This is a genomic window from Propionivibrio dicarboxylicus (assembly GCF_900099695.1).
Lineage (GTDB): Bacteria > Pseudomonadota > Gammaproteobacteria > Burkholderiales > Rhodocyclaceae > Propionivibrio > Propionivibrio dicarboxylicus.
Genome location: NZ_FNCY01000005.1, coordinates 48,251 through 60,723 on the forward strand (window position 1 = coordinate 48,251; position 12,473 = coordinate 60,723).

Here is a 12,473-nt window from a genome sequence, read left to right on the forward strand (position 1 = left end):
CGCCTGTGGGCGCCGTTTGTTTTTTGCCGTTCCGCCGGACATTATTGGGGCGTGTTTCCTGAAAAAATAGACACTTGCCTTGAATTCAGATAATTTCCTCGCTATTGATGAAATATCTCGTTGATATCGGGGCGGTTTATGCAGCAATTGGTTTCGGCAAAATACTGTTTTCGCATCCGGACGCGGAACGGCGCGATCGTCGATAATCTTTCCATTTTCGGGCGGGATGAGGACGAGGCGGAACGCAAGTTGCGCCAGATCTATCAGGGCTGCGAGATCCTCGAACTGCGCCAGCAGGCCGCTGCGCTGCGCGCGGGGCCGCTGAACTACGAAGACGTCGTCGATATGATCTCCGGCGGACCGGCGCGCAGTTAGTGTTCCGGTGCGCCGCCGGTCGGTGCCGGTGCGGTGAGTAATTCCTTTTCCTGCAACTCGGCGTAGAGCGTCTGGTAGTCGCGGGCACCTTGGCTCGTGGCGTTGTGGGTGAAGACGTCGCGGTTGCGGGCGGGGCTTTCGGCAACCGTGACGTTCTCAGAGATGACCGAAGCGAGTACTTCGTCTCCGTAGCGCTCGCGCAGTTGCGATTCGACGTCCTCGCTCATCTTGCGGCGACGATCGCAGCGGGTCAGCAGGTAGCGCCGTTCGAGGCGGCGCTTGAGGACCGGTTCGAGGATCGCCAGCGTGCGCGTCATCTGGTCGGCCGCCTGTAGCGACAGGTAGTCGGTCGAGATCGGGATGATCAGCAGATCGCAGGCGAAGATCGCGTTGAGCGACAGGACGCCGACATAGGGGCAGCAATCGATGAAGGTATTCTGCGCCGCCTGGCCGGGAATCGCTTCTTCGAGCGCATCGAGTCCGGTGCGCAGCTTGTTGAGGATCGCCGGCCCCTTGCCGAAGATCGAGTCGACCTTGATCAGTTGCTGGTGCGAGGGGATCAGGCGTCCGAGTCCTTCCCAGCTCAGTGTCAGCGCTTCAAGCGGCCGGACGCCCTGGAAAAAGCCGAAGAGGCTGCGACCGGCGTCAAGCGGCACCGCGTTCGGGATGTGGGAGAGGTGGCATTGCGGATCGAGGTCGAGCAATAAGGGTTGGCCCCCGGCACGAAACGTGGCGGCGGCGAGATTGAGCGTTGTCGTGGTTTTCCCGACGCCCCCCTTTTGGTTGAAGACGGCGATACGCATGCCGCATTGTAACGTGCCTGCACGATCTCGAATACGCCTGTTTTCGCCTGTACAAGCGGGCCGATTTCTCTTAGAATTTCACCCCTTGCCGAACGGTTTTTTCGCTGTGCGAGTACCTTCGGTTTCATGCGTAGTTCATCATCCGGCGGCGCTAGCCGCCGTTTCAATTTAGGAAGCCCGTTCCGGGGCGCTGGGGGTGCAATGTCTCATCTGATGAATACCTATGCCCGCTTGCCGGTGGCATTCAGCCATGGCGAAGGCAGCTGGGTGACCGATGTTGACGGGAAGATTTATCTCGATGCCCTGTCGGGCATCGCGGTGTCGACGCTGGGTCACAATCATCCGGATCTGGTGGCGGCAATTTCCGCCCAGGCCGGGCGTTTGCTGCATACGTCGAATCTGTATCGCATGCCGCAGCAGGAACAACTGGCCGACAAACTGGCGGCGCTTTCAGGGATGCAGGAAGTGTTTTTCTGCAATTCCGGCTGCGAGGCGAACGAGGCGGCGATCAAGTTGGCGCGCTTCTACGGCCATCAGCGCGGCATCGACAATCCGCATATCGTCGTCATGGACAAGTCTTTCCACGGGCGCACGCTGGCGACGCTGTCGGCGACCGGGAATCGTAAGGTCCAGGCCGGATTCGAGCCGCTTGTCTCAGGCTTCATCCGCGTGCCGTTCAACGATCTCAATGCCATTCGTTCGCTGGTCGAGCATCAGTCGGGCATCGTCGCCGTCATGCTCGAGGCGGTTCAGGGCGAGGGCGGGCTGCATCCGGCGGATGTCGAGTATCTGCGTGGCGTCCGCGCCCTCTGCGATCAGCAGGGGTGGTTGCTGATCTGCGACGAAGTGCAGTGCGGCATGGGCCGGACGGGTACCTGGTTCGGTTTCCAGCAGGCCGGCATTGTGCCGGACGTGGCGACGCTGGCCAAGGGGCTTGGCGGCGGCGTTCCGGTCGGCGCCTGTCTGGCGGCGGGCAAGGCGGCGGGACTGTTCGGTCCGGGTAATCACGGCTCCACCTTCGGCGGCAACCAGCTGGCGATGGCGGCGGCATTGACCACCTTGCACGTTGTCGAGCGCGACAATCTGCTCGGCAATGCCGTCGAGATCGGCGACCTGATCCGTCGTGGAATGACCGAGGCGCTGTCCGGTGTGAAGGGTTTCGTCGAGGTGCGCGGCCAGGGCCTGATGATCGGCATCGAACTTGACCGGCCGTGTGCCGAGCTCGTTGCGCAGGGCTTGGCAGAAGGCCTGTTGATCAATGTGACGGCCGACAAGGTCGTGCGCCTGTTGCCGCCGCTGACTTTCAGTGCCGAAGAAGCGAGCGAACTGGTGCTGCGCCTGTCGGGCCTGATCAAGGCGTTCCTGAAGGGTTGAGCAAAGGAGCCAATATGACGAATAGCGTTAGGTCGGTACGGCATTTTCTGCAGTTCAGCGATTTTACGCGCGAGGAATTCGATTACCTGTTCGAGCGTACGCGCTGGATCAAGGAACAATTCAAGGCATACAAGCGTTACTGGCCGCTGGCCGACCGGACGCTGGTGATGATTTTCGAGAAGGCGAGCACGCGCACGCGGCTTTCCTTTGAGGCCGGTGTGCAGCAGCTCGGTGGCGCCGCCATCTATCTCAACACCCGCGATTCGCAACTCGGGCGCGGCGAACCGGTCGAGGATGCGGCGCAGGTGATGTCGCGGATGTGCGACGTGATCATGATCCGCACCTTCGAGCAGACGATCGTCGAGCGGCTGGCGGCGAATTCGCGCGTACCGGTGATCAACGGCCTGACCAACGAGTTCCACCCGTGCCAGATCATGGCCGACATCTACACCTATATCGAGCAGCGCGGTCCCATCCAGGGCAAGACGGTGGCATGGATCGGCGATTCGAACAATATGTGCTACACCTGGTTGCAGGCGGCCGAGGTGCTCGGTTTCAAGGTCAATGTGTCGACGCCGGCCGGTTACGAAGTCAAGCCGGAACTCGCCGGTCTCAAGGATTGCAGCCATTTCGAGTGGTTCGCCGATCCGATGGAGGCGGCACGCGGTGCCGATATCGTCACCACCGACGTGTGGACGTCGATGGGTTTCGAAGCCGAGAACGAGGCGCGGATGCGCGCGTTCGCCGACTTCCAGGTCGATGCCGAGATGATGCAGGCGGCCAAGGACGATGCGATCTTCCTGCATTGCCTGCCGGCGCATCGCGGCGAGGAAGTCTCGGCCGAGGTCATCGACGGGCCGCAGAGCAAGGTGTGGGACGAGGCGGAGAACCGGCTGCATGTGCAGAAGGCTCTGATGGAGTTCCTGGTGATCGGTCGGGTCGAGGCCTGACCGGTTTTCATTTAGCGCACGCGATGCGAAAGACGAGGGTCGATGTTCGGTCTGAGTGAGGAGCAGGTGGCGGCGTTCGGCATGAGTTTCGGTGTCGGCGCCTTCATGCTCTACATGCTCTTCATCATCGGCGAGCTGGCGTGGAAGGCGCGGGCTGGGAAGATGGGAACCGCCATCCTGTTTTTCGTTCTTTCCTTTGGCATGCTCGGTTTCGTTGCCAAGTTCATCATTCAGAAATTGTGGGGAATGTAATCATGTCGCAATTCGATAATGTCAGTGTCGTCAAGAAGGCCAACGTCTATTTCGACGGCAAGTGCGTCAGCCACACGGTGCAGTTCGCCGACGGCACGAAGAAGACGGTCGGCGTCATCCTGCCGTCATCGCTGGTCTTCAATACCGGCGCGCCGGAAATCATGGAAGGCGTCGGCGGCAGCTGCAAGGTTCGCCTCAAGGGCGAAAGCGACTGGAAGGTCTACGGCGAGGGCCAGTCGTTCAACGTGCCCGGCAACTCCTCCTTCGAGATCGCCTGCGACGCGCCGTATCACTACGTCTGCCACTTCGGCTGAAAACCGGCGGCCAACCGGTGTCGCGACCATTTCGGGCGCACGCCGGTGGCCGGTGTACATTCATCGTCGCCCCGCGGTCCGACGAGTCCTAACGCGAACAAGGAGCAAGCATGCCCAGCTTTGATTTTTCTTCCGAGGCCGACATGGTGGCGCTGAAAAACGCCATCGACGTCGTCGGCCGACAGATCGACGCGCGCTACGATTTCAAGGGTACGTCGGCCAAGATCGAACTGAACGAGAAGGACAAGGTGATCACCCTGTTCGGCGATTCCGATTTCCAGCTCGACCAGATCAAGGACATCCTTTTCCCGGCGATGGAAAAGAAGGAAAAGGAAAGCGTCAAACGCCTCGACGCCCAGGACGTGCAGAAGGTGTCGGGCAACAAGGTCAAGCAGGAACTCAAGATCAAGGTCGGCATCGAGAGCGAACTCGCCAAGAAGATCGTCAAGCTCGTCAAGGATTCGAAGCTCAAGGTGCAGGCGTCGATCCAGGGCGATGCGGTGCGCGTCACCGGCGCCAAGCGCGACGAATTGCAGTCCTGCATCGCGCTGATCAATAAATCGATCACCGATTTCCCGATCAAGACCGGCAACTTCAGGGATTGAGCGAAGGGATGTGGCGGAGGCGGACAGTCCTCAACTGCGAAACGTGATTCATGGCCTCCGAAATCGTCGATAAGCCCGCAGAAGCGGAAGAAACCATCAGACCCGGCGCATTTTCCTGGACTGAAGAGTTGCGTCGCGTGTCGAACGCGGTCAGCAAGACGACGATCCGCGTCGCTGCCGGGCGCAGTCAGCTGTTCTATCTATTGCACTGGAATATCCAGGCGACGGCTTTCGGCATTTCCGTCGTCAAGGGACGCGATCCGGAAAACAGCGAAGAGTGGTGGGACTTCGACCGGGCTTTCGGCAAGCTGCCGCCCTTCGTCGGCGAGGAAGACGCGGCCATCCTGCGCCTCATCTGGGAAAGTCGCGGTTATGCCAACGGCCTGCGTGCTTTCGCGCTGACCTCGGCGACCGGCGGCGAGATCCTGCGTCGCGCATCGCTGACCGGGCGCTTGTGCCCGGCCGGTGACCGTTCTCCGCTGGCCTGGGCCGAGCCGCGGCCGGGAACGTTGCGCTGGTGTCCGGATGGTCACGGGTGTTGTGCGGCGACGCTGGCGGCGGTCCCCGAAGCGGCGTTGGTCATTCCCTTTGCCTCACCCTGGTACGTCGATCTGGACGACGGGCTGATCGGCGAATTGACGCTTGATGTCGCGCCGGAACGTCTGGCGCAGGTGCTGGCCTTGCCGCCGGTGCCGGTGACCGAGGCGGCGCGATTGTCCGACGTGCTGGCGCTGCCCGATGCCGAGGCGCAACTCTCGGTCCTGCAGGCCGGCGTCTCCCTGCGTCGCGTCGATGCGACGCCAGTGGCCGTGTTGCGCCTGCAGACCGTGCCGGTGGCCGGGCACCAAGCCTGGCGCGCCTATCCGGAAGTGCGCAGCGGCGGCATGTTCGACGCCGCCTTTCCGTCGTTCCGCTATCAGGATGTCGAACTTCGCCCGGATGAAACCCGCGATTTTCTCCGCTTGCCCGACGGCGAGACCGTCGCGCTCGTGCGGCGTCGCGAACGCGAGCAGGCGCTGATGACCGCCTTGCAGGCGTGCGGACTCGAAAAGCTGCCGGCCGAGGTGCTGTTCGCCTATGGCAGTCCGCCCGACGATGCCTTTGCGCTGGCGCGCGAGGCCGATTGGGATGTCTTCATGCAATCTGCCGTGCCGCGTTTGCGGGAAAGCGGCTGGCAGGTCGAGTTCGACGAAGATTTTCGGCATCACGCGCTCGAAATCGAGGCCTGGGATGCGCAACTGATCGAGTCCGACAGCGGTTGGTTCGATCTTGACATGGGGATCGTCGTCGAAGGCGAGCGCCTGCCTTTGGCGCCGCTTCTCGCCTCGCTGTTCCGCCGCGATGCGCGCTGGCTCGATTCGTTCGCCCTGCATCAGATCGACGACGCCGAGTTGATCGATCTGATGACGCCCGCCAACCGGCGCATCCGCGCACCGGCGGCGCGCATCAAACCCCTGGCGGCGACACTGATGGATCTTTTCGAAGGACTGTCGGGTTCGGCGACGCTGCGCGTCTCGCGTTTCGATACGACGCGCTTGCGCGAACTCGGCGATACCAGTCGCTGGCAATTCCGCGGCCAGAACGATGTGCTGGCCCTGGCCGAGCGCCTGGTCGCCGCCCAAGGTGTCGGCGAGATCGTGCCGCCGGCGGGGCTCGGTCTCGAATTGCGCGGCTATCAGCGCGAAGGCGTCGCCTGGCTGCAATTTCTGCGCGAACATAATTTGTCCGGCATCCTCGCCGACGACATGGGGCTTGGCAAGACGGCGCAGGCGCTGGCGCATCTGCTGATCGAAAAAGAGGCGGGACGGCTCGACCGTCCGGCGCTCGTCGTCCTGCCGACCTCGCTAATCTTCAACTGGCGCAACGAGGCGGCGCGTTTTGCCCCTGGCTTGTCGATCCTGTCCTTGCACGGGGCTGAGCGCAAGGCGCGTTTCGACGAGATTCCGAATCATGACGTCGTCTTGACGACCTATCCGCTGCTGTGGCGCGACGCCGCCGATCTCAAACGGCATCGCTACCATCTGCTGCTCCTCGACGAGGCGCAGACGGTCAAGAACGCGCGCAGTCAGGGCGCCGAGGTGGTGCGCAAGATCGACGCCCGGCATCGCCTGTGCCTGACCGGCACGCCGCTCGAGAACCATTTGGGCGAGTTGTGGAGCCAGTTCGACTTCCTGCTGCCGGGCTTTCTCGGAACCAATTCCAATTTCATGCGCTACTGGCGTGTGCCGATCGAGAAGCAGGGCGACAACGGGCGCCGCGGACTGCTGGCCCGGCGTGTGCGTCCTTTCGTCCTGCGGAGGCGCAAGGAGGAGGTGGCGCGCGAGTTGCCCGAGAAGACGGTGATCGTGCGCAAGGTGGAGTTGTCGGGCGGTCAGCGCGACCTCTACGAAGCGGTGCGCGTGGCCATGGACGCGATGGTGCGCGAGGAAGTGGTGAGCAAGGGCTTCGGCCGCAGCCAGATCGTCATTCTCGACGCGCTGCTAAAGTTGCGGCAGGTCTGTTGCGATCCGCGCCTGGTGCGCACGCCGCTCGCCCAGCGCGTCAAGGAGCGCGCCAAGCTCGATCTGCTGATGACGATGTTGCCCGAGCAGGTCGAGGAAGGTCGCCGCATCCTCCTCTTCTCGCAATTCACGCGCATGCTGGCCCTGATCGAGAGCGAGTTGAAGCGGATCGGGCTGAATTACGTGATCCTCACCGGCGACACCGTCGACCGCGAGACGCCGGTGCGGCGTTTTCAGGCCGGCGAGGTGCCGATCTTCCTGATCAGCCTGAAGGCGGGAGGCGTCGGTCTCAATCTGACAGCGGCCGATACGGTGATCCATTTCGATCCGTGGTGGAATCCGGCCGTCGAAAACCAGGCGACCGACCGTGCCCACCGGATCGGCCAGGACAAGCCGGTCTTCGTCTACAAGCTGATCGTCGCCGGCAGTATCGAAGAACGTATCCTGGCGTTGCAGGAGCGCAAGGCCGAACTCGCCGACGGGATTCTCTCCGACGATCGCGGTATCGAACTCAAGTTCGGCGAGGAGGATATCGCCGCGCTCTTCTCGCCACTCCCGGACTAACGCGCCCTCGCCATTGACTTGGGGCGGGCGTCGCCGCCTGCGCTGATGCGGCTGTCAGGCAAATATTGCGGCCGAAACCTGTTTTCCTTGCCGCCGATTCATAATCCAATGCGCTTGTCAGGGGCTTTCATTTTTCAGCAAGTGTTTGACCTGTAAGGCGATGACGGGGATAATTCTGGGTTTCGCGGTTGTTGTCCCTGCTATCGTCGTTGTCACGTCGTGCCGTTCCGTCTGCATCCGTTCGTGCTTGCCCGTGCAGGTTTCCGCCTCAGGTTTCTCATTGCTTTGAATCGCTTCGCGGGTGCCTTATCCAGGAGCAGACAGGACTTATTATGACCAACAATCATCCGACCCTTGCCGTCGATCCCTATTACGACGGTGTTCCGGCCTATATGACCGAGGTATATGACTGGGCGTACGTCGATCCCAAATGGGTACAAGCCCTGGATCGCAATATCGTCGTGCGCATCCTGCTGTTCCTCAACGACCAACGTCTGATGCGCGCTTACCTGAATGAGATCGAGCCGGGCTCGAAGGTCTGGCAGGTCGCGCATGTGTATGGCGACCTCGTCACCCGTGCTGCGCAGAAGGTCGGTCCGAAGGGCGCGTTCCACCTGACCGATGTGACGCCGGTGCAGATCGAGCATGGCACGCGCAAGCTCGCCGGAATGGACTGGACGCGCGTGATGCGCGCCGACGCGGCAGAGTTCGGCGGTCACGGCGAGGGCAGCTACGATCTTATCTGCAGCTTCTTCCTGTTGCACGAAGTGCCCGAAGGCAAGAAGTTCGAAATCGTCGATAACCTCCTGAAGCAGGTGCCGCGCGGCGGCAAACTGGTCTTCGTCGATTACCACAACCCGGCCAAGTGGCAGCCGATCCGCTACATCCTGAAGCTCGTCAACCGCCTGCTCGAGCCGTTCGCCGAGGCGCTCTGGCATAACGAGATCAGCCACTACGCCAAGAATCCCGAGCGCTTCACCTGGGAGAAGAAGACCTTCTTCGCCGGCGTCTATCAGTGCGTGGTAGTCAAGCACAAGGACTGAGACCTCTTCAGCCAAAAAAAAGCGCGGCGCCGCCGCGCTTTTTTTTATGTGCGTCGCGTGCTCGCCGGAGCTGTTCACGACTGTTCGTTCGCCAGGTCGAAACGCATTTTTCCGAGTCGATTGCGCAGACCGGCGGTGGTATGCCAATGGCACTTATCGGGGCGGTTTTGCGGGGCGGTGCGCTGGTGACGCAGTGACGATTTTTCCCGGAACCGGGAGCGGGTGCCGGAATGTGGCAAAATAGCCATGTCCTTCGGTTTTGGCAAAGCAGATGATGGCGACAGGCTTATTGCGCGATAGTCGTTTTGCAAGGCGAAGCGCGTGTTCGATGCTTGTCGCGCTGGCCTGCCTGTGGGGCACGCCGGGGTGGGCTGTCGATGTCGGTGTGTCGGGCATGTTTCCCGGCAAGGCCTTGCTGGTCATCAATGGTGGCGAGCCGCGCATCGTTCCGGTCGGCGTTCGCACGGCAGAAGGCGTTCAGGTGCTGGCGATCGACGGCGACAGCGTGGCGATCGAGATCGATGGGCGTCGACGGCAGTTGCGTGTCGGCGAGAATGTCGTGCAGCGACCGCAGGCCGACGCCAGGACGGTGGCGGTCATCACCGCCGATACCGCCGGCCATTTTTTGGCGAACGGCAGCATCAACGGAATGACGGTGCGCTTCATCGTCGATACCGGCGCGTCGCTCGTGTCGATCGGCGCATCGGAGGCGCGGCGCCTTGGCATCGATCCCTCGTCCGGATCGAGCGGTGTCGCGCAGACGGCCAACGGCCTGACCCAGGTGTCGCGGGTCAGGTTGAAGACCGTCAAGGTGGGAGAGATTGTCCTCAATGATGTCGAGGCAGTGGTCCATGCCCAGGACATGCCCGTGGTATTACTGGGCATGAGTTTCCTGAATCGAATGGAAATGCAGCGAAATGGCGATACCATGACGCTCAAGAAAAATTATTAGGAGAACGTATCATGCCGCATCGCGAGCAGGAAATTTTGATGTTACGCCGGGAGTTGGAAATCCTGATGGGAGAGCGGCAGACCCTGTTGCGCGTCGTTGGCGCGGCCGCCGCCCTGATCGCCAGTCTCGAAAGCAAGCACCTGCCGGTCCGGGCGGTGGAGTCCGCCGATCTGGTGGCGACCTCGATCAATTCGCTGACCGAGGACACCTTGCAGGACGCGCTCGACGCCGTTCGCGCCGAGATCCAGGAAGACGATGACGACAGCAAATGACGTCTGAACTTGCACTGACGGCAGAATCGGACATCGGCGCTGCAGCCGGGCAGCTCCGGCGCGTGCTGCTGTCGGTGCCGGTCGCCTGCGAATTGCACGTCGGTGATGATGGCAGCTCGCCGGAGTCCCTGACGCCGGCGTCGGTGTTGTTCCCGATTGTCCGGCGCGACGCCGGCTGGTTCGTGTTGCTGACGCAGCGTACCGACCATCTGCGCGATCATCCGGGTCAGATCAGTTTTCCTGGCGGACGGGTCGAGCCCGAGGACCAGTCGCCTGTGCACACCGCCTTGCGCGAAACACAGGAGGAAATCGGGCTGTCGTCCGAGCACATCGATGTCATCGGGTTTTTGCCGGACTACTGCACGATCACCGGCTATCGCGTCACGCCGGTCGTCGGATTGGTGACGCCGCCCTTCGAGTTGTCGCCGGACGCGCACGAGGTCGCGCAGGTCTTCGAGGTGCCCTTCGATTTTCTCATGGACCCGGCCAACCATCAGGAGCATGTCATCCAGCGCAACGGACGGCCGCGCAAATTCTACGCCGTGCCGTACCAGGACTATTTCATTTGGGGCGCGACAGCCGGCATCATCCTGTCCTTGCACCGTGCGCTGACGGCCTGAGGCCGCCGGGGCAACGGCGGCAGGGCCTCGTTCAGTAGCGCAGAAAGTCCCGCCGCCGCTCCAGCCAGGCCGATTCGTCGGGCGCGCAGAGCGCGTCGAGATCGCCCGGCGTCGCGTCGGGATCATCCACCCATTGCCGCAGCAGCGGACTGCCGTTGATGAGATCGATGGCCAGTCGGTCGTGCTCGTATTCGTAAGGGAAATCGCGCCAGAGCGGGTAGTCGGGCATCTCGGCGCGGATCGCCTTGAAGGCGAGCGCCATCAGGCGCCAGGGATGGAAGCGTTGATGCTGGTAGCTGGCGTCCTCGACGTGAATCTGCACGCCGTTGCAGAGTCGCCCGCTATGCTTGTGGAATGTCGGCTCGAAGTGGCAGTCGCGCAGTCGGCACCCCGCCAGCCACTGCGGTGCCAGTGCGTGCATGCGGGCGATCAGGCGACGGGCGTCGAGGTCGGGGGCACCGAAGAGTTCGAGCGGTCGTGTCGTGCCGCGGCCTTCCGACAGCGTCGTGCCTTCGAGCATGACGGTGCCGGCATAGCAGCGTGCCATCGAGAGGTTGGGGGCGTTCGGGCTCGGGTTGATCCAGTTGCGTTCGCCGAGCGGCCAGCCGAAGCCGGGCGCTTGCTCCGGTTGCCAGCCGTCCATGGTAATGACGTCGCAGTCGAGGTCGAGTTTGAGTTCGGCGATGAACCAGGCGGCCAGTTCGCCCATGGTGAGGCCGTGCCGCATCGGCAAGGGTCCGGCGCCGACGAAGCTTTCCCAGCCCGGGCGTAGCAGCAGACCCTCGACCGGCCGTCCGGCCGGGTTCGGGCGGTCGAGGATGAGGACGCGCTTGCCATGCGCGGCGGCGGCTTCGAGCAAATAGCGCAGCGTCGTGATGAAGGTGTAGATGCGGCAGCCGAGGTCTTGCAGGTCGATCAGAAGGCAGTCGCAGTGCGCCATCATTGCGTCGGTCGGTCGCCGCACCGTGCCGTAGAGGCTGAAGACCGGGATGCCGTGTTGCGGGTCAAGATAGTCGGGCGATTCGACCATGTTGTCCTGCTTGTCGCCGCGCAGGCCGTGTTGCGGGCCAAAGGCCGCGCTCAGGCTGAGTTCGGGCTGTTGCGCCAGCGCGTCGAGCGCATGCGTGAGGTCGGCGGTTACCGAGGCGGGGTGGGCGACGAGCGCCAGGCGCTGGCCGGTCAGCGGACGGCGCAGTTGCGGATCGTTGAGCAGGCGGTCGAGACCGAAGGAAATGGGCATGGCGGGGCCTTCAGAAAATCATGCGATGGCGGCGAGTCGGAAAGCGAAACCGTCACGGCGGTGGAAATCGGGGCGTTCGCCCGGGTGGTGCAGCGCCCAGTAACTGAGCGCGTCGTCGAGCATGTCGACGCATTCGATGACGGCGCAGAGGCCGATCTCGAGGTCGGCGGCGAGGGCGTCCGGCGGCAAGTGCGCGGCCGTCAGCGTGACGGCGAGTTCGAGGCGGCCGGCCGAGCCTTCGCTGTCGATCGATGGCGCTGTCGTCACTGGCGTGGCGGCCGGCTGGCGCGTTGCCGAAAAATCATAGACGGCCCAATGACCGGCGGGCGAGAAATTGAATTCCCGGTAAGCCGATTGACCGGCGACGGCGATGAAGGCTTCGAAGCAGGTGTGTTCCCACAGGCCATCGCGGCGCTCGGGCGATTCGTGTCCCGGTACGCGCAGGCGCGCGATGTCGCCGCGCAGGCAATAGCGGAGTTCGAGCGCGTCGGCGCGACGCGTGACGACGACGTCGAGGCTGCCGACCATGGGCGCTGGCGTGGTCGGGTGCGTTCCGAGCGGAAGATGATGAACGGTGGGATGCATGCCGAAGGGGTCCGTGGGGCGTG

General features: G+C 62.8%; 15 protein-coding genes. 11 read left to right on the plus strand and 4 right to left on the minus strand.

Annotated elements, in window-relative coordinates; all coding sequences use genetic code 11:
- The first annotated feature begins 138 nt into the window (after positions 1-138).
- Positions 139-375, plus strand: a complete 237-nt coding sequence (locus BLR25_RS07620) for a hypothetical protein (protein ID WP_091936190.1) — start codon at positions 139-141, stop codon at positions 373-375.
- On the opposite strand, the gene BLR25_RS07625 is transcribed toward BLR25_RS07620, so the two are convergent.
- Positions 372-1,178 (minus strand): ParA family protein, encoded by an 807-nt coding sequence (locus BLR25_RS07625; protein ID WP_091936193.1) that lies wholly within the window; start codon positions 1,176-1,178, stop codon positions 372-374. The genes BLR25_RS07620 and BLR25_RS07625 overlap by 4 nt on opposite strands.
- A 201-nt stretch (positions 1,179-1,379) precedes the next feature.
- Between BLR25_RS07625 and BLR25_RS07630 the strand changes: the two genes are divergently transcribed.
- The 7 genes from BLR25_RS07630 (at position 1,380) to rquA (ending at position 8,781) form a co-directional block, all read left to right on the plus strand.
- Positions 1,380-2,552 (plus strand): aspartate aminotransferase family protein, encoded by a 1,173-nt coding sequence (locus BLR25_RS07630; protein WP_091936195.1) that lies wholly within the window; start codon positions 1,380-1,382, stop codon positions 2,550-2,552.
- 14 nt (positions 2,553-2,566) lie between these two features.
- On the plus strand, positions 2,567-3,502 hold the full coding sequence (argF, locus tag BLR25_RS07635; protein WP_091936197.1) for an ornithine carbamoyltransferase: 936 nt from the start codon (positions 2,567-2,569) through the stop codon (positions 3,500-3,502).
- Between the two features lie 42 nt (positions 3,503-3,544).
- The gene (locus BLR25_RS07640; RefSeq protein WP_091936199.1) at positions 3,545-3,754 is read left to right on the plus strand and encodes a DUF2788 domain-containing protein; all 210 of its coding nucleotides are present in this window, start codon (positions 3,545-3,547) and stop codon (positions 3,752-3,754) included.
- A 2-nt stretch (positions 3,755-3,756) separates the two neighbouring features.
- Positions 3,757-4,068, plus strand: a complete 312-nt coding sequence (gene ppnP / locus BLR25_RS07645) for a pyrimidine/purine nucleoside phosphorylase (RefSeq protein ID WP_091936201.1) — start codon at positions 3,757-3,759, stop codon at positions 4,066-4,068.
- 110 nt (positions 4,069-4,178) lie between these two features.
- Positions 4,179-4,673, plus strand: coding sequence for a YajQ family cyclic di-GMP-binding protein (locus BLR25_RS07650; protein ID WP_091936204.1), 495 nt, complete (start codon positions 4,179-4,181; stop codon positions 4,671-4,673).
- 50 nt (positions 4,674-4,723) lie between these two features.
- The gene (locus BLR25_RS07655) at positions 4,724-7,738 is read left to right on the plus strand and encodes a DEAD/DEAH box helicase (RefSeq protein WP_218122664.1); all 3,015 of its coding nucleotides are present in this window, start codon (positions 4,724-4,726) and stop codon (positions 7,736-7,738) included.
- 332 nt (positions 7,739-8,070) lie between these two features.
- On the plus strand, positions 8,071-8,781 hold the full coding sequence (rquA, locus tag BLR25_RS07660) for a rhodoquinone biosynthesis methyltransferase RquA (protein WP_091936206.1): 711 nt from the start codon (positions 8,071-8,073) through the stop codon (positions 8,779-8,781).
- A gap of 74 nt (positions 8,782-8,855) precedes the next feature.
- Here rquA and BLR25_RS21240 read toward each other — a convergent pair whose 3' ends face one another.
- The gene (locus BLR25_RS21240) at positions 8,856-9,092 is read right to left on the minus strand and encodes a hypothetical protein (protein ID WP_176785795.1); all 237 of its coding nucleotides are present in this window, start codon (positions 9,090-9,092) and stop codon (positions 8,856-8,858) included.
- 17 nt (positions 9,093-9,109) lie between these two features.
- On the opposite strand from BLR25_RS21240, the gene BLR25_RS07665 reads away from it, so the two are divergent.
- Genes BLR25_RS07665 through BLR25_RS07675 form a run of 3 tightly spaced genes read left to right on the plus strand, consistent with a single transcriptional unit; the run spans position 9,110 to position 10,625 of the window.
- Positions 9,110-9,733 (plus strand): retropepsin-like aspartic protease family protein, encoded by a 624-nt coding sequence (locus tag BLR25_RS07665; RefSeq protein ID WP_245715494.1) that lies wholly within the window; start codon positions 9,110-9,112, stop codon positions 9,731-9,733.
- An 11-nt stretch (positions 9,734-9,744) separates the two neighbouring features.
- The gene (locus BLR25_RS07670; RefSeq protein ID WP_091936209.1) at positions 9,745-10,005 is read left to right on the plus strand and encodes a hypothetical protein; all 261 of its coding nucleotides are present in this window, start codon (positions 9,745-9,747) and stop codon (positions 10,003-10,005) included.
- Entirely contained in the window at positions 10,002-10,625 is a 624-nt protein-coding gene (locus BLR25_RS07675) for a CoA pyrophosphatase (protein WP_091936211.1), read from the plus strand. Before BLR25_RS07670 ends, BLR25_RS07675 begins: the two co-directional genes overlap by 4 nt.
- Positions 10,626-10,656: 31 nt before the next feature.
- Here BLR25_RS07675 and BLR25_RS07680 read toward each other — a convergent pair whose 3' ends face one another.
- Together BLR25_RS07680 and BLR25_RS07685 are read right to left on the minus strand one after the other, a co-directional pair.
- On the minus strand, positions 10,657-11,865 hold the full coding sequence (locus BLR25_RS07680) for an exo-beta-N-acetylmuramidase NamZ family protein (protein ID WP_091936213.1): 1,209 nt from the start codon (positions 11,863-11,865) through the stop codon (positions 10,657-10,659).
- A gap of 18 nt (positions 11,866-11,883) precedes the next feature.
- The gene (locus BLR25_RS07685; protein WP_245715495.1) at positions 11,884-12,450 is read right to left on the minus strand and encodes a DOMON-like domain-containing protein; all 567 of its coding nucleotides are present in this window, start codon (positions 12,448-12,450) and stop codon (positions 11,884-11,886) included.
- Between the last annotated feature and the right edge of the window lie 23 nt (positions 12,451-12,473).